The sequence below is a fragment of the Pantoea sp. GM_Pan_4 genome, assembly GCF_026541005.1.
GTDB classification, from domain to species: domain Bacteria; phylum Pseudomonadota; class Gammaproteobacteria; order Enterobacterales; family Enterobacteriaceae; genus Pantoea; species Pantoea dispersa.
This window is the reverse complement of record NZ_JALNUZ010000001.1, coordinates 444,466-459,830: the sequence shown is the minus strand read 5'-3', so window position 1 is coordinate 459,830 and position 15,365 is coordinate 444,466. Positions and strand designations below refer to the sequence as shown.

Sequence of the window (15,365 nt, the reverse complement as noted above, 5' to 3'; positions counted from 1 at the left end):
TCAGAATTTCACCAGACCGGTAAAGCCCATGAACGCCAGTGCCATCAGGCCAGCGGTGATCAGGGCAATGGAACTTCCTTTGAACGGAGCCGGCACGTTGGCCAGCACCAGACGTTCGCGCATGCCGGCGAACAGCACCATCACCAGCGAAAAGCCGAGTGATGCACTGAAACCGTACAGCGCCGCCTGCAGGAAGGTGTGATTGAGGTTAACGCTCAGCAGCGGCACGCCCAGCACCGCACAGTTGGTGGTGATCAGCGGCAAAAAGATGCCGAGCAGGCGATACAGCGACGGGCTGGTTTTACGCACCACCATTTCGGTGAACTGCACTACCACGGCAATCACCAGGATATAGGCCATGGTACGCAGGTAGACCAGATCGAGCGGCAGCAGAATCAGGTGATTGACCAGCCAGGCGCAAATCGACGCCAGGGTGATGACGAATGTGGTGGCAAGTCCCATGCCAATGGCCGTTTCCAGTTTTTTTGACACGCCCATAAAAGGGCAAAGGCCGAGGAATTTGACCAACACGAAGTTGTTCACCAGCACGGTGCCAATAAAGAGCAGTAAGTAGTCGGTCATTTTTTAACCTGGGAAGCCTAAAGGCGATTATTATCCGGAATTGAGAGGTGCATCTCAACCTTTGCGCGATTCGTGCGCTGGCTGAGAGCACTCAGAATTAAATTCCTGACGAAAAGCGCGCCATTACGGCTGGGTAAAGGTCTGTTTCACCCGCTGTGAGCGCTTAAAGTAGGGGACAAAGACCGCGGCAGACAACAGCGCCAGCAGCAGCGTCTGGATCGCTTTACCATCGGCCACCGGCGTGAAGGCAAAGGTTTTCAGCGCCAGCAGCACCGTCATCAGCAGCCAGATGATGTAGTGACGCGGCAGACGGCGCGAGCGCTGACAAAAGATCCAGCACACCCAGATGCTGTATAGCCACACCGCGGCGGCGGTGAGTAAAGACACCAGCCACTGCGTCATTAAAATACTGGCGTGAGAAAACAGCGTGGTGCGCAGTTCCGTGTCAAACAGCGGCCGCAGATAGAGCGCCACCACCAGCGCGCTGGTCAGCATCGTCATAATCAGCCAGGCCAGCGGCAGCAGCAGCCAGCCGGCAATACGCGGCGGGTTTACCGATTCGGACATGTTATTCATCCTGATGTAAGAAATAAGACGAGGCAGAGCGTACCATGTCCAAACGGGTCACGCCCGATTCGGACAGCGCACCAGGGGCAGAAACAGAGATAAGCGCGCTTTACACCACGTAGCGCCAGACGGATTTCGGCACACAGCCGAGGTCATACAGACGGCCACCTGAGGCGAGTTCAGCACGGCGGTGATCGGCGGCGCGGTACATATTGATGATCTCGTTATCATCAGTGAGCGAATAATTGAGGTGATCGTAGAGTTTTTCCAGACTCTCAAGATTATTCACTTTACGAAATTTCAGCAGGTAATCGAGCGCAGTCATGATTGCCATAAAAGATAGAGAACGGGGAAGTGCTCAAGTATAGGGAGCACGCGGCCAGAGTCCAGACACCGCGGTTAAAAAAATTCAAAATTCAGACAACGTGCGCTAATTCGCTCATCAAAAGGGACTTTTTTACGCTTTTATCTTTTTTAACGCGCATTTTCCTGCGCGTCAGGCGCGTTTTTGGCCCCGTTAACCGGGGGCTGGTGAGAAAATTTAACAGCTGCCTTAAGCGGTATTCCAGACGCTGTTTTCGCACTTTTGTTGCGCTTATTTTGAAACGCAGCAGACGCTAAAAAGCGATTTATCTGTAACGGGTGACGCACAAGGGTGCAGCTGTGATGAAACGTCAAATCGCAAGTGTGCGAACTATCACAAAACAGAACATTGCCTGCCGCGCGCATGAATAACCATTCTTTACGTGCCCGTTGTAATCGTTTCCAGTGCCTGCGGTCATAACCGCTTCTGTTTATTACAGTTATTTAACCTCCGCTGACATAAAGTTCAGGCGTTTTGTCCATAAGCTGAGTCAGCTGTCTGACACGCTGATACGCGTAACCCCTTTAATTCATTCTGTTTTGTGAGGTGTGTCGCGCTTGTTTTAGCGCAATTGCGCCAGGCTTGAAGCGCGTTTGTACCCCTACAGCACACTCCCTTCAGAGGAATGAAAATTATGTGGAAACGTTTACTCTTGACCACCATGGTCAGCGCCGCACTCAGCACATCGGTTCTGGCTGCCGACATGACGGTGGGCTTCTCGCAGGTCGGTTCTGAATCCGGCTGGCGTTCGGCCGAAACCAACGTGGCAAAAAGTGAAGCGCAAAAGCGCGGTATCACCCTGAAAATTGCCGATGGTCAGCAGAAGCAGGAGAACCAGATCAAAGCGGTGCGCTCGTTTATCGCTCAGGGCGTTGACGCCATCTTTATCGCGCCAGTGGTTCAGACTGGCTGGGAACCGGTGCTGGAAGAGGCCAAAGACGCCAAAATCCCGGTGTTCCTGCTGGACCGCGCCATCGTGGTGAAAGATAAATCGCTGTACATGGCGGTGGTGACGGCCGACAACGTGCTGGAAGGCAAACTGATTGGTGACTGGCTGGTGAAAACCGTCGGTGACAAGCAGTGTAACGTGGTGGAACTGCAGGGTACCGTCGGTGCCAGCGTGGCGATCGACCGTAAGAAAGGCTTTGCCGAAGCCATCGCCGGCCACAACAACATCAAAGTGATTCGCTCGCAGTCCGGTGACTTTACCCGCAGTAAGGGTAAAGAGGTGATGGAGAGCTTTATCAAAGCCGAGAACAATGGCAAAAACATCTGCATGGTGTATGCCCATAACGACGACATGGCGATCGGCGCCATCCAGGCAATTAAAGAAGCCGGCCTGAAGCCGGGCAAAGACATTCTCACCGGTTCGATTGATGGTGTACCGGATATCTACAAAGCGATGCTGGCCGGCGAGGCCAACGCCAACGTTGAGCTGACGCCGGACATGGCTGGCCCGGCTTTTGACGCGCTGGAGAAATTCAAAAAAGACGGCACGCTGCCGCCGAAGATCATCAAAACCGAATCAAAACTGTTCTTACCGGCTGACGCTCAGGCGGAGCTGGATAAGAAAAAAGGCATGGGTTACTGATCCCCGCAACCGCCCTTCGGGGCGGTTTTTATGACGTAAGCGAGGCAGAATCTGATGAGCAGCTACGATGAAACACCCCTGCTGAGCCTCAACGGCATCAGCAAAGGCTTTCCCGGCGTCAAAGCGCTGGATAACGTGTCGTTCAGCATCCGCAAGGGCGAAATTATGGCGCTGCTGGGTGAGAACGGCGCGGGGAAATCGACCCTGATTAAAGTGCTGACCGGCGTCTACACGCGGGATGCCGGCACCATCACCCTCAACGGCGCGGTGATTGCGCCGCACAGTACCGCCGATGCGCAGCAGATGGGTATTGGCACCGTTTATCAGGAAGTGAATCTGCTGCCGAATATGTCGGTGGCGGATAACCTCTACATTGGCCGCGAGCCGCGCCGCTTCGGCATGATCGATCGCAAGCGCATGGTGCGCGACGCCGATGCGCTGATGCGCAACTACGGTTTTGCGCTGGATGTGACGCGTCCGCTCGGCCACTACTCGGTGGCGATGCAGCAGATCATCGCGATCTGCCGCGCGGTCGATCTCTCCGCGCAGGTGCTGATTCTGGATGAACCAACTGCCAGCCTCGATGCCAGCGAAGTGGAGATGCTGTTTACCCTGATGGCGCAGCTGAAAGCCAAAGGTATGAGCCTGATTTTCGTCACCCACTTTCTCGACCAGGTGTACCGCATCACCGATCGCATTACCGTACTGCGCAACGGTCAGTTTATCGCCACGCGGGACACCGCCTCGCTGCCGCAGATTGAGCTGATCAAGCTTATGCTGGGGCGAGAGCTGCTGGAAACCGCACTGCAGCGCCAGGGCAGCACATTACGCAGCAATCAGCCGGTGGTGTCATTTGAGGATTACGGCAAGAAAGGCACCATTGAACCGTTCAGCCTGCAGGTACGGCCGGGCGAAGTGGTGGGGCTGGCCGGGCTGCTCGGCTCCGGGCGCACCGAGACCGCCGAGGTGCTGTTTGGCATCCGCCGCGCCGATCGCGGTACCGCCACCATCAAAGGCAAAGTGCAGCACATCCGCACGCCGGCCAAAGCCTCGCGTCTCGGCATGGGCTTCTGCCCGGAAGATCGTAAAACTGACGGCATCATCGGCGCGGCCTCGGTGCGGGAAAACATCATTCTGGCGCTGCAGGCGCAGCGTGGCTGGCTGCGGCCGATCAAACGCCGTGAGCAGCAGGCGATAGCCGAGCGTTTTATCAAGAGCCTGGGTATTCGCACGCCGCACGCCGACCAGCCGGTGGAGCTGCTGTCGGGTGGCAACCAGCAGAAGGTGCTGCTGTCACGCTGGCTGGTGACTAAACCACAGTTTCTGATTCTGGATGAGCCGACGCGCGGTATCGACGTGGGCGCCCACGCCGAGATCATTCGGCTGATTGAGTCCCTGTGCGCCGACGGACTGGCGCTGCTGGTCATCTCCTCTGAACTGGAAGAGCTGGTGGGCTATGCCGATCGCGTGCTGATCATGCGCGATCTGAAGCAGGTCGCCGAAATTCCGCTGGAACAGCTGTCGGTGGCGTCGATCGTCAACGCCATCGCGGACGGAGGAGCACAACATGCTTGAATCGCCTATGACACACGAAAAACCGGAACGGCGGAAGCCGAAGCTGCCGCCGGGCATGCCGCAGATCGTCGCGCTGATTCTGGTGCTGCTGATCGACAGCCTGGTGGCGAATAACTTTTTTGCTATTCACATTCAGGACGGGCGGTTATTCGGCAGCCCGATTGACATTCTCAACCGCGCCGCGCCGGTGGCGCTGCTGGCGATTGGTATGACGCTGGTGATCGCCACCGGCGGGATCGATCTGTCGGTGGGTGCGGTGATGGCGATTGCCGGCGCGACGGCGGCGACGCTGACGGTGGCGGGGCACAGCCTGAGTTTTATTATTCTGGCCACGCTCGGCACCGGGCTGCTGTGCGGCCTGTGGAACGGCGTGCTGGTAGCGCTGCTGAAGATTCAGCCGTTTGTCGCCACGCTGATTCTGATGGTGGCCGGGCGCGGCATCGCGCAGCTGATCACCCAGGGACAGATCGTCACCTTTAACAGTGACAGCCTCGCGTGGTTTGGCAGCGGTTCGCTGTGGCTGCTGCCGGTACCGGTGTGGATTACCCTGCTGGTGGCCGTGGCGGTGTGGCTGCTGACGCGCAAAACCGCGCTTGGCCTGTTCATCGAAGCGGTAGGCATCAACCTGCGCGCGGCGCGCAATGCCGGGGTGACCGGCTGGCTGGTGGTGATGTCCAGCTACGCCATCAGCGGCGTGTGTGCGGCGGTAGCCGGGCTGATTGTCGCCGCCGATATTCGCGGTGCCGATGCCAATAATGCCGGGTTGTGGCTGGAGCTGGACGCCATTCTGGCGGTGGTGATTGGTGGCGCCTCGCTGATGGGCGGGCGTTTTAACCTGGTGCTGTCGCTGGTTGGCGCGCTGATAATCCAGTCAATGAATACCGGAATACTGCTGTCAGGTTTTCCGCCGGAGCTGAACCAGGTGGTGAAAGCGGTGGTGGTGATGTGCGTACTGCTGCTGCAGTCGCCGCGCTTTATCGCCATGCTGAAGGGGAGACGTAAACCATGATCAAGCGTCATTTACCGTTAATGATTACCCTGCTGGTGTTTGTCGCAGGTTACCTGTTCTGCCTCAGCCAGTTTCCCGGCTTTGCCTCAACGCGGGTGATTTGCAACATTCTCACTGATAATGCGTTTCTCGGCATCATCGCCGTCGGCATGACGTTTGTAATTTTGTCCGGCGGCATCGATCTGTCCGTTGGCGCGGTGATCGCCTTCACCGGCGTGTTTCTGGCGCGCATCATCGGCGACTACCATGTCGATCCGCTGCTGGCCTTTGCCCTGATTCTGGCGGCAGGCGCACTGTTTGGTGCCATGATGGGCTGGCTGATTGATGCGTTAAAAATCCCGGCCTTTATCATCACGCTTGCCGGGATGTTTTTCCTGCGCGGCTGCAGCTATCTGGTGTCGGAGAACTCGATTCCTATCGATCATCCGCTGTATACCACGCTGTCGAGCCTGGCGTGGAAAATTCCCGGCGGCGGACGTCTCAGCCTGCTGGCGGTGATTATGCTGGTGGTGGTAGCGGGGGGCATTCTGCTGGCGCACCGTACGCGCTTCGGTAATCAGGTGTACGCCATTGGCGGCAATCTGACGTCGGCTCAGCTGATGGGCGTGTCGACGCGCGCCACCACGATTAAGATTTATATGCTGTCGACCACGCTGGCGACGCTGGCAGGCATCGTATTTTCCATTTACACCTCGGCCGGCTACGCGCTGGCCGGGCTGGGCGTCGAGCTGGATGCCATCGCTTCGGTGGTGATTGGCGGCACGCTGCTGTCGGGTGGCGTCGGTACAGTGCTGGGCACGCTGTTCGGGGTGCTGATTCAGGGGTTGATTCAGACATGGATTAACTTCGACGGCACGCTGAGTTCGTGGTGGACCAAAATCGCCATCGGTATCCTGCTGTTTGCCTTCATTGCGCTGCAGCGTCTGCTGACGGTGATGTGGGACCGCCAGCAGAACGCGCCGGTTAAGCGTTTAACGTCTTAGTCGTGATCGCATGAGTGTGTTTTAAGAGGTGCGCAAACTGGCGCACCTTTTTTTATGCACAGATTCGTGGATGTTGGGTGGGGTTGCTGTTTTAGCGCTCAGAGTCGTGAAAGTTTGGTGGGTTTGCTGTTAATTGGGTGCCCGGCCCCATTAAGGCCAGCCCGATCGCAAAGAAACCCCGCATCCATGCCGATCGGCCGCGCCATCCCTGGCGCGGACGCTTTGCTATTCGGGCTGGTCTTGATGGGGCAAGTGGGACTGTCATTGCTGTAGTCAGTACGACGCTTAATGGCTGATGCAAATTCGGCTCCGGTAAAAGCGCAACCAACCAGCATTAAGGAGATCAAGGCGGCCGGGGCGACAGGGAGGTATTCACGCCGGCTTTACGTAACGCCTGCCTTTGTTGACTGGACCGCAGTTTCGCCATAAAAAAAGCCGCGAAACACTCGCGGCTTACTTCAACATTTCAGGCAATTAACGTTTCAGGCGGTAGTACGCGTCGTTCCAGCGCAGCGCATCTTTGAAGGCCGGCAGGCGCGTCTCGTCATCAATCACCAGCACTTCGATGCCGTGCAGTTCACCGTACAGGTACATATCCTCAACGTCCAGCGCCTGGCTGAACACCGTATGGTGCGCGCCGCCCGCCAGGATCCACGCTTCAGAAGCGGTCGCCAGCGACGGCTGTGCGCGCCACAGCGCACGTGCCACCGGCAACTTCGGCAGCGCCTGCGGCTGTTCAATGGTATCGACCACGTTGACCAGCAGACGGAAGCGGTCGCCCATGTCGATGACGCTGGCGTTCACCGCGCGACCCGCCGGCGTCGAGAAAATCAGACGTGCCGGATCGGCTTTACCGCCAATGCCGAGGAACTGCACATCAATCAGCGGCTTCTCCTCTTTGGCGATCGACGGGCACACTTCCAGCATGTGCGATCCCAGCACCAGCTCATTGCCCGGCGCGAAGTGGTAGGTGTAATCCTCCATAAACGAGGTGCCGCCGGCGCGCGTGCCGGCCTGTACTTTCAGGATGTGCAGCAGCGCGGCGGTTTTCCAGTCGCCTTCACCGGCGAAACCGTAGCCCTGAGCCATCAGGCGCTGAACCGCCAGACCGGGCAGCTGGGTCATACCGTGCAGCGTCTGGAAATTGGTGGTAAAGGCTTTACAGCCTTCGCTATCGAGGAAGCGCTTCAGGCCCAGCTCAATGCGTGCGGCATCCAGCACATTCTGCCGCTTGTCGCCGTTTACAGACGCCGCTGCGCTGAACAGATACTGGCTCTCGTATTCGTCGACCAGCGCGTTGACATCACCGTCGCTGACGCTGTTCACCACCTCAACCAGATCGCCGACGCCCCAGCCGTTAACCGCATAGCCAAACTGAATCTGCGCTGCCACTTTATCGCCTTCGGTGACCGCCACTTCGCGCATATTGTCACCGAAGCGCGCCACTTTCAGCTGCTGGCTGGCCTGCTTCGCCAGGGCGGCATTGATCCAGCGCGCAATCCGCTGCTGGCTGGTTTTATCCTGCCAGTGACCGGTCACTACGCTGTGCTGCAGACCCATGCGCGCGCCAATGAAGCCGAACTCACGGCCGCCGTGCGCGGTCTGGTTCAGGTTCATGAAGTCCATGTCCATGCTGTCCCACGGAATTTCCGCATTGAACTGGGTATGAAACTGCAGCAGCGGTTTATGCAAAATACTCAGTCCGCCAATCCACATTTTTGCCGGCGAAAAGGTGTGCAGCCAGGTAATGATACCGACGCACTGGCTGTCGTGATTGGCCTCGCGGCACAGCGCCAGCGCTTCATCCGGTGATTTCACCAGCGGCTTCAGCTCAAGCGGCACCGGCAGCGTACCGGCCTGGTTCAGGCCGTCCATCACCTGGCGCGCATGCTGCTCAACCTGGCGCAGGGTTTCCGCTCCGTAGAGATGCTGTGTACCAATCACAAACCAGACTTTCTGTTCCATTCATCGCTCCTTTACTTAGCGGATGCGGCGCGCGCGGCGTACTGCGGTTCAGCCGCCTGGCACCAGTGTTGATAACGTTGATAAAGCTGCTGATAAGTCGCCACGCGCGCGCTGTCCGGCTGCAGGGTGACGGCAATCGGACTGGCCATCACCTGCTGCGCCGCCGGCACATCGGGGTAAACGCCGGCGGCAACGGCGGCAAAAATCGCCGCGCCCAGCGCGCAGCACTCATCGGAAGCGACAATGTCCAGCGGCCGGTTCATCACATCGCAGCAGGCCTGCATGATGGCAGGGGATTTGCGCGCAATGCCGCCGAGCGTCAGGATGTTCTGCACCGGAATCTGCTGCTGCTCGAAGCACTCCATGATGGCGCGTGCGCCAAAGGCGGTGGCGGCAATCAGGCCACCGAACAGCGCCGGCGCATCGGTGCCGAGGTTGAGGTCGGTAATCACGCCTTTCAGGCGCTGGTTGGCGTCCGGCGTGCGGCGACCGTTAAACCAGTCCAGCACCACCGGCAGGTGATCGAGTTGCGGATTTGCCGCCCAGGCGTCGGTCAGCTGGCGGATCAAATCCTGCTGCAGCGCGGCCAGCTGTGGCTGTAATTCAGGATGGCGCTGCGCCGCCTGCTGTAAAGGCCAGCCGAGCAGGCGACTGAACCAGGCATAGATGTCGCCGAACGCCGATTGTCCGGCTTCACAGCCGATGGCGCCCGGCATCACGCTGCCGTCGACCTGACCGCAGATGCCTTTGATCGCGCGATCGCCAACCTGTTCGCTGTCGGCGATCAGGATGTCGCAGGTCGAGGTGCCGATGACTTTCACCAGCGTGTACGGCTGTGCGCCCGCGCCAACCGCGCCCATGTGGCAGTCAAAGGCGCCACCGGACAGCACCACCTGTTCTGACAGGCCAAGACGCTGCGCCCATTCGCCCGACAGCGTGCCGACCGGCACATCGGCGGTAAAGGTATCGCTGAACAGCGGCGAATCGAGCTGTTCCACCAGCATGGGATCGAGCGCGCGAAAGAACGCCGCCGGCGGTAAACCCTGCCATTCCGGATGCCACAGTGATTTGTGCCCGGCGGCGCAGCGTCCGCGCCGCAGATCGGCCGGTGCGGTGGTGCCGCTCAGCAGCGCGGGCACCCAGTCGCACAGTTCTACCCACGACACCGCCGCCTCACGTACCGCGGCATCGGCACGCGACACGTGCAAAATTTTGGCCCAGAACCATTCGGAGGAGTAAACGCCGCCGATGTAGCGGGTATAGTCGGTGAACTGGCCGCTGCGGCACAGGCGGTTGATCTCTTCGGCTTCTTCTATGGCGGTGTGATCTTTCCACAGCACAAACATAGCGTTGGGATTGCTGGCGAATTCCGGACGCAGCGCCAGAACGTTGCCGTCGCGATCGATGGGGGCCGGCGTCGAGCCGGTAGAATCGACGCCAATACCCACCACCGCGGCGCGCTGCGCCGGACTTAACGCCTGCACCACGCTGACGATCGCCTGTTCCAGCGCATCAATATAATCCTGAGGATGATGACGAAAGCGGTTGGCGTGTGCATCGCAGAATTCACCCTTTGCCCAGCGCGGATAGTTGACCACCGCCTTTTCCAGCTCTTTACCGCTGTGGCACTCCACGGCCAGCGCCCGTACCGAGTCACTGCCGAAATCCAGCCCAATTGTTATGGCACCCGCGCTCATCGGGATTCTCCTGTGTGAGTTGTCTCGCTCTATCCTGGAATGGGGCGCGGGCAGCGGTTAGTCATCAGCGGCTGAGAATATGCACTTTTCTGTCATCGGCGGGGTTGTGTGATCGACAGCAAAAGTTAATGTCCGGTTAATTTTGCTGAATATATGGAGGATTTAGTCATCGTTTTGGGATGTGATACCGCTCTACATTTTTCCGCGCTTTTCCCGCTACAACTAGCCCAGCGTTTGCACAGCCTTTGTACAACCTTTGAGCTAACGCGCTGATTTTGCGCTGTACCCGAACGTGAAATCTGATTGGTAGCGTTTACACCGATTCGTTGATAACAGCGATAAAACACCATTGTGCCGGAGAGCATCATGCATAAATTCACTAAAGCACTGGCGGCCGCAGGCCTCGCCGCGCTTATGTCACAATCCGCTATCGCCGAGACCATGAAGCTCGGTTTTCTCGTCAAACAGCCGGAGGAACCCTGGTTCCAGACCGAGTGGAAATTCGCCGATAAGGCCGGCAAAGATCTCGGCTTTGAAGTGATCAAAATTGCCGTGCCGGACGGTGAAAAAACCCTGAACGCTATCGATAGCCTGGCGGCGAGCGGCGCCAAAGGCTTTGTCATCTGTACCCCGGATCCCAAGCTGGGCTCGGCCATCGTCGCCAAAGCACGCAGCTATGACCTGAAAGTGATTGCCGTGGACGACCAGTTTGTCACCGCCAAAGGCAAGCCAATGGATACCGTACCGCTGGTGATGATGGCGGCGACCAAAATCGGCGAGCGTCAGGGCCAGGAGCTGTACAAAGAGATGCAGAAGCGCGGCTGGGATGTGAAGCAAACCGCCGTCATGGCGATTACCGCGAACGAACTGGACACCGCGCGCCGCCGCACCGGTGGCTCGATGGCCGCGCTGAAAGCCGCCGGCTTCCCGGAGAAGCAGATTTATCAGGTGCCGACCAAATCTAACGATATCCCGGGCGCGTTTGACGCCGGTAACTCGCTGCTGGTGCAGCATCCGGAAGTGAAGCACTGGCTGATTGTCGGCATGAACGACAACACCGTGCTGGGCGGCGTGCGCGCCACCGAAGGCCAGGGCTTCAAGGCCCCGGACGTGATCGGCATCGGCATCAACGGCGTGGATGCGGTAAGCGAGCTGTCGAAAGGCGCGCCAACCGGCTTCTACGGTTCCCTGCTGCCGAGCCCGGACGTGCACGGCTATAAGAGCAGCGAAATGCTCTACAACTGGGTGACCAAAGGGCAGGAGCCAGCGAAATTCACCGAAGTGACCGACGTGGTGCTGATCACCCGCGACAATTTCAAAACCGAGCTGGCGAAGAAAGGGCTGATGTAAGTCGGTTTTAAGCCGTCCTCAATGTGATGTTAATTAACAGGCAGCCGGCATAGTTCGTGCTGTAGCAAGGCGGCAAACACGTTTATCCCCGGGAGCTTACTGAGGTCAGTGACCGGGGTAAATGTGCGCAGCCAACGCCGCTACGGTGCGAAACATAGAGGCTCAGGAGTTCCCATGAACACGGATCCAGCATTTCTGTCATTTCATGGCATCAGCAAAACCTTCCCTGGCGTGAAAGCGCTGCAGGATATCTCTTTTCAGTGCCGCGCCGGGGAAGTGCACGCGCTGATGGGAGAAAACGGCGCGGGCAAATCCACGCTGCTGAAAATCCTCAGCGGCAGCTATCAGCCCAGCGGCGGCGAAATCCGCATCAAAGGCACAGCGAAAAGCTTCAGCAATACCGTTGATGCGCTGGATGCCGGCGTGGCGATCATTTACCAGGAGCTGCATCTGGTACCGGAAATGAGCGTGGCGGAGAACATCTATCTTGGCCAGCTGCCGCACAAGCGCGGGCTGGTTAACCGCAAGCTGCTGCGCTACGAAGCCGGTCTGCAGCTGAAAAATCTTGGCATGGATATCGACCCCGACATGCCGCTGAAATACCTGTCGCTCGGTCAGTGGCAGATGGTCGAAATCGCCAAAGCGCTGGCGCGCAACGCGCGCATCATCGCCTTTGATGAGCCGACCAGTTCGCTGTCGGCGCGCGAAATTGAGCATCTGTTCCGCGTGATTCGCCAGCTGCGCGAGCAGGGCCGGGTGGTGCTGTACGTGTCGCATCGCATGGAAGAAATTTTCGCGCTGAGCGATGCCATTACCGTGTTTAAGGATGGGCGCTACGTGCGCACCTTCACGGATATGGCCAATACCCACCATGACGATCTGGTGGAGGCGATGGTCGGACGCAACCTCGGAGATATCTATGGCTACGCGCCACGTGAGCTGGGCCCCGTGCGTCTGCAGCTGGACCAGGTGGAAGCGAAAGGCGTGCGGATGCCGATATCGCTGACGGTGCGCGCCGGAGAAATTGTCGGTCTGTTTGGACTAGTCGGTGCCGGCCGCAGCGAACTGATGAAAGGGCTGTTTGGTGCCACCCGGCTGCGCGCAGGCACGGTCACGCTGGACGGTAAACAGCTCAACATTCGCGAACCGATTGATGCCATCCGCGCCGGCATCATGCTGTGCCCGGAAGATCGCAAAGCCGAAGGCATCATCCCGGTGCACTCGGTGCGCGAGAACATCAATATCAGCGCGCGCCGCCACAACCTGAGTGCCGGCTGTCTGATCAAGCCGGGCTGGGAAGCGAAAAACGCGGACCACCACATTCGCTCGCTGAACATCAAAACGCCGGGCGCGCATCAGCTGATCATGAATCTGTCCGGTGGCAACCAGCAGAAGGCAATTCTGGGCCGCTGGCTGTCGGAGGAGATGAACGTGATCCTGCTCGACGAACCGACGCGCGGCATTGATGTCGGCGCCAAACATGAAATCTATAACCTGATTTATCAGCTGGCGAACAAAGGGATCGCGGTGCTGTTTGCCTCCAGCGATCTGCCCGAAGTGATGGGACTGGCCGACCGCATCGTAGTGATGCGCGAAGGTGAGATTGCCGGTGAACTGCCCCACGACGCCGCCACGGAGCAGCTGACGCTGAGCCTGGCCATGCCGAAAACCACTCAAGCGGCCGCCGTGGCCTGAGGTAAAGGAGAGTAAAAATGGCTTCATCTACCACGTCCAATACGCCACCGGTGCAGCGCAGTGGCCTGCAGCTCGGGCGCATCTGGGACAACTTCGGCATGCTGGTGGTGTTTGCGCTGCTGTTTATCGTCTGCGCCATCTTCGTGCCTAATTTTGGCACCTTTATCAACATGAAAGGGCTGGGCCTGGCGATGTCGATGTCCGGCATGGTGGCGTGCGGCATGCTGTTTTGCCTCGCCTCCGGCGATTTCGACCTGTCGGTGGCGTCGGTGATTGCCTGCGCTGGCGTCGTCACCGCCGTGGTGATTAACATGACCGAAAGCCTGTGGATCGGCGTCGCCGCAGGCCTGCTGCTCGGTATGGCCACTGGCTTCGTTAACGGCTTCGTGATTGCGCGTCTGAAGATTAACGCGCTGATCACCACGCTGGCGACCATGCAGATTGTGCGCGGCCTGGCCTATATCTTCTCCGACGGTAAAGCGGTGGGGATTGAGGATGAGCGCTTTTTCACCCTCGGCTACGCCAACTGGCTGGGCGTGCCGGCACCGATCTGGCTGACCATCGCCACCATGATCGTGTTCGGTTTCCTGCTGAACAAAACCACCTTTGGCCGCAACACGCTGGCGATTGGTGGCAACGAGGAAGCGGCGCGGCTGGCCGGGGTGCCGGTGGTGCGCACGCGCATCATCATCTTTATCCTTTCCGGGCTGGTATCAGCGGCGGCCGGCATTATCCTGGCTTCGCGCATGACCAGCGGTCAGCCGATGACCTCGCTCGGCTATGAGCTGATCGTCATCTCCGCCTGCGTGCTGGGCGGCGTGTCGCTGAAGGGCGGTATCGGCAAGATTTCCTACGTGGTCGCCGGGGTGTTGATTCTGGGTACCGTCGAGAATGCGATGAATTTATTGAATATCTCGCCATTCTCACAGTATGTGGTGCGCGGTTTGATACTGTTAGCGGCGGTGATCTTTGACCGTTACAAACAGAAAAGCAGAACCGCCTGATCCCGCGGGCGCAGCCGCAACGCTGCGCCCCAACGTCACGCGAACCGGGAGATCCTTATGTACCACCGCGAAGCGCCGAGTGAACAGCAAAATCCTTTACTGCCGGGCTATCCGTTTAACGCCTGGCTGGTGGCCGGGCTGACGCCGATCAACGCCGGCGATCAGCTCGATTTTTTTATCGATCGCCCGCACGGCATGAAAGGTTACATCCTCAATCTGACCATTAAAGGCCAGGGACGGGTATTTGACGGGGCGTCAGCGTTTGACTGCGAGCCGGGCGACCTGCTGCTGTTTCAGCCAAAAACGCCGCACTATTATGGCCGCGCGCCGGACAGTCCGTGCTGGCATCATCGCTGGGTCTATTTCCGTCCGCGCGCCTACTGGACCGACTGGCTGCAGTGGCAGGATCAGAACCAGGGCGTTGGCCGGCTGCGGCTGCCGGATGCGCTGCGCGCCGAGTTTGATCGCCTGTTTGCCAGCATCGAACAGACGCACAACTCCGGACGTCGCTTTGCCGAAGAGCTGGCGATGAATCTGCTGGAGCGCCTGCTGCTGCGTGCGGTGGAAGAGGATCCGCGCAGCCATCAGCAAATTCGCGACCCGCGCGTGATTGAAGCCTGCCAGTACGTCACCAATCATCTGGCCAGCGAGGTGAAAATCGAGGAAGTGGCGCGCCACGTCTGTCTGTCGCCGTCGCGTCTGGCCCACCTGTTCCGCGAGCAGATGGGAATCAACCTGTTGCGCTGGCGCGAAGATCAGCGGGTGATCCGCGCCAAGCTGCTGCTGCAAACCACTCAGGAACCGATCGCCTCGGTGGGGCGCGAGGTCGGCTACGACGACCAGCTCTACTTCTCGCGCGTGTTCCGCAAGCGGGTGGGCGTCAGTCCGAGCGATTTCCGCCGCCGCAGTCAGGATGCGCACGACGCGCTGGTGGCCCAGGAGAGCTGGCAACCGGCACGGAGTGCGATCTCCTGAGCTTTCAG

General features: G+C 58.9%; 13 protein-coding genes. 8 read left to right on the top strand and 5 right to left on the bottom strand.

Translation table 11 applies throughout. From position 1 onward, the window contains the following. The 3 genes from rsxA to ydgT all read right to left on the bottom strand — a co-directional run bounded on the left by rsxA (window position 1) and on the right by ydgT (window position 1,474). Window positions 1–582 carry an electron transport complex subunit RsxA gene (rsxA, locus tag OXR61_RS02180; RefSeq protein ID WP_021506188.1) on the bottom strand — a complete coding sequence of 194 codons (582 nt, stop codon included), beginning with the start codon at window positions 580–582 and terminating at the stop codon, window positions 1–3. Between the two features lie 123 nt (window positions 583–705). Next, window positions 706–1,149: a DUF2569 domain-containing protein gene (locus OXR61_RS02175; protein WP_021506187.1), complete on the bottom strand. Its 444-nt coding sequence runs from the start codon at window positions 1,147–1,149 to the stop codon at window positions 706–708. A 109-nt stretch (window positions 1,150–1,258) separates the two neighbouring features. Further along, window positions 1,259–1,474, bottom strand: a complete 216-nt coding sequence (ydgT, locus tag OXR61_RS02170; protein WP_010618950.1) for a transcription modulator YdgT — start codon at window positions 1,472–1,474, stop codon at window positions 1,259–1,261. 673 nt (window positions 1,475–2,147) lie between these two features. Between ydgT and ytfQ the strand changes: the two genes are divergently transcribed. Genes ytfQ through yjfF form a run of 4 tightly spaced genes read left to right on the top strand, consistent with a single transcriptional unit; the run spans window position 2,148 to window position 6,671 of the window. Then, the gene (gene ytfQ, locus OXR61_RS02165; RefSeq protein WP_021506185.1) at window positions 2,148–3,104 is read left to right on the top strand and encodes a galactofuranose ABC transporter, galactofuranose-binding protein YtfQ; all 957 of its coding nucleotides are present in this window, start codon (window positions 2,148–2,150) and stop codon (window positions 3,102–3,104) included. 54 nt (window positions 3,105–3,158) lie between these two features. Further along, window positions 3,159–4,679 carry a sugar ABC transporter ATP-binding protein gene (locus tag OXR61_RS02160; RefSeq protein ID WP_021506184.1) on the top strand — a complete coding sequence of 507 codons (1,521 nt, stop codon included), beginning with the start codon at window positions 3,159–3,161 and terminating at the stop codon, window positions 4,677–4,679. Beyond that, window positions 4,672–5,688, top strand: a complete 1,017-nt coding sequence (ytfT, locus tag OXR61_RS02155) for a galactofuranose ABC transporter, ATP-binding protein YtfT (protein WP_021506183.1) — start codon at window positions 4,672–4,674, stop codon at window positions 5,686–5,688. The genes OXR61_RS02160 and ytfT overlap by 8 nt, the downstream gene beginning before the upstream one ends. Continuing rightward, window positions 5,685–6,671, top strand: a complete 987-nt coding sequence (gene yjfF, locus OXR61_RS02150) for a galactofuranose ABC transporter, permease protein YjfF (RefSeq protein ID WP_021506182.1) — start codon at window positions 5,685–5,687, stop codon at window positions 6,669–6,671. The genes ytfT and yjfF overlap by 4 nt, the downstream gene beginning before the upstream one ends. A gap of 474 nt (window positions 6,672–7,145) precedes the next feature. On the opposite strand, the gene araA is transcribed toward yjfF, so the two are convergent. After that, window positions 7,146–8,636 (bottom strand): L-arabinose isomerase, encoded by a 1,491-nt coding sequence (araA, locus tag OXR61_RS02145; RefSeq protein WP_021506181.1) that lies wholly within the window; start codon window positions 8,634–8,636, stop codon window positions 7,146–7,148. 11 nt (window positions 8,637–8,647) lie between these two features. Continuing rightward, window positions 8,648–10,333 carry a ribulokinase gene (locus OXR61_RS02140; protein ID WP_021506180.1) on the bottom strand — a complete coding sequence of 562 codons (1,686 nt, stop codon included), beginning with the start codon at window positions 10,331–10,333 and terminating at the stop codon, window positions 8,648–8,650. 366 nt (window positions 10,334–10,699) lie between these two features. Between OXR61_RS02140 and OXR61_RS02135 the strand changes: the two genes are divergently transcribed. The 4 genes from OXR61_RS02135 (at window position 10,700) to araC (ending at window position 15,357) form a co-directional block, all read left to right on the top strand. Next, entirely contained in the window at window positions 10,700–11,683 is a 984-nt protein-coding gene (locus OXR61_RS02135; protein WP_021506179.1) for an arabinose ABC transporter substrate-binding protein, read from the top strand. A gap of 174 nt (window positions 11,684–11,857) precedes the next feature. Beyond that, a complete protein-coding gene (araG, locus tag OXR61_RS02130) occupies window positions 11,858–13,378 on the top strand; it encodes an L-arabinose ABC transporter ATP-binding protein AraG (protein WP_021506178.1) in 1,521 nt (506 codons plus the stop codon). 17 nt (window positions 13,379–13,395) lie between these two features. Then, complete coding sequence (gene araH / locus OXR61_RS02125; RefSeq protein ID WP_021506177.1) at window positions 13,396–14,382, top strand: L-arabinose ABC transporter permease AraH; 987 nt, start codon at window positions 13,396–13,398, stop codon at window positions 14,380–14,382. A gap of 57 nt (window positions 14,383–14,439) precedes the next feature. After that, entirely contained in the window at window positions 14,440–15,357 is a 918-nt protein-coding gene (gene araC / locus OXR61_RS02120; protein ID WP_021506176.1) for an arabinose operon transcriptional regulator AraC, read from the top strand. Window positions 15,358–15,365 lie beyond the last annotated feature (8 nt).

What these genes read in the sequence shown, in the direction of transcription:
- rsxA (WP_021506188.1), bottom strand. Translation starts at nt 582, where the DNA reads ATGACCGACTACTTACTGCTCTTTATTGGCACCGTGCTGGTGAACAAC.
- OXR61_RS02175 (WP_021506187.1), bottom strand. Translation starts at nt 1,149, where the DNA reads ATGTCCGAATCGGTAAACCCGCCGCGTATTGCCGGCTGGCTGCTGCTG.
- ydgT (WP_010618950.1), bottom strand. Translation starts at nt 1,474, where the DNA reads ATGACTGCGCTCGATTACCTGCTGAAATTTCGTAAAGTGAATAATCTT.
- ytfQ (WP_021506185.1), top strand. Translation starts at nt 2,148, where the DNA reads ATGTGGAAACGTTTACTCTTGACCACCATGGTCAGCGCCGCACTCAGC.
- OXR61_RS02160 (WP_021506184.1), top strand. Translation starts at nt 3,159, where the DNA reads ATGAGCAGCTACGATGAAACACCCCTGCTGAGCCTCAACGGCATCAGC.
- ytfT (WP_021506183.1), top strand. Translation starts at nt 4,672, where the DNA reads ATGCTTGAATCGCCTATGACACACGAAAAACCGGAACGGCGGAAGCCG.
- yjfF (WP_021506182.1), top strand. Translation starts at nt 5,685, where the DNA reads ATGATCAAGCGTCATTTACCGTTAATGATTACCCTGCTGGTGTTTGTC.
- araA (WP_021506181.1), bottom strand. Translation starts at nt 8,636, where the DNA reads ATGGAACAGAAAGTCTGGTTTGTGATTGGTACACAGCATCTCTACGGA.
- OXR61_RS02140 (WP_021506180.1), bottom strand. Translation starts at nt 10,333, where the DNA reads ATGAGCGCGGGTGCCATAACAATTGGGCTGGATTTCGGCAGTGACTCG.
- OXR61_RS02135 (WP_021506179.1), top strand. Translation starts at nt 10,700, where the DNA reads ATGCATAAATTCACTAAAGCACTGGCGGCCGCAGGCCTCGCCGCGCTT.
- araG (WP_021506178.1), top strand. Translation starts at nt 11,858, where the DNA reads ATGAACACGGATCCAGCATTTCTGTCATTTCATGGCATCAGCAAAACC.
- araH (WP_021506177.1), top strand. Translation starts at nt 13,396, where the DNA reads ATGGCTTCATCTACCACGTCCAATACGCCACCGGTGCAGCGCAGTGGC.
- araC (WP_021506176.1), top strand. Translation starts at nt 14,440, where the DNA reads ATGTACCACCGCGAAGCGCCGAGTGAACAGCAAAATCCTTTACTGCCG.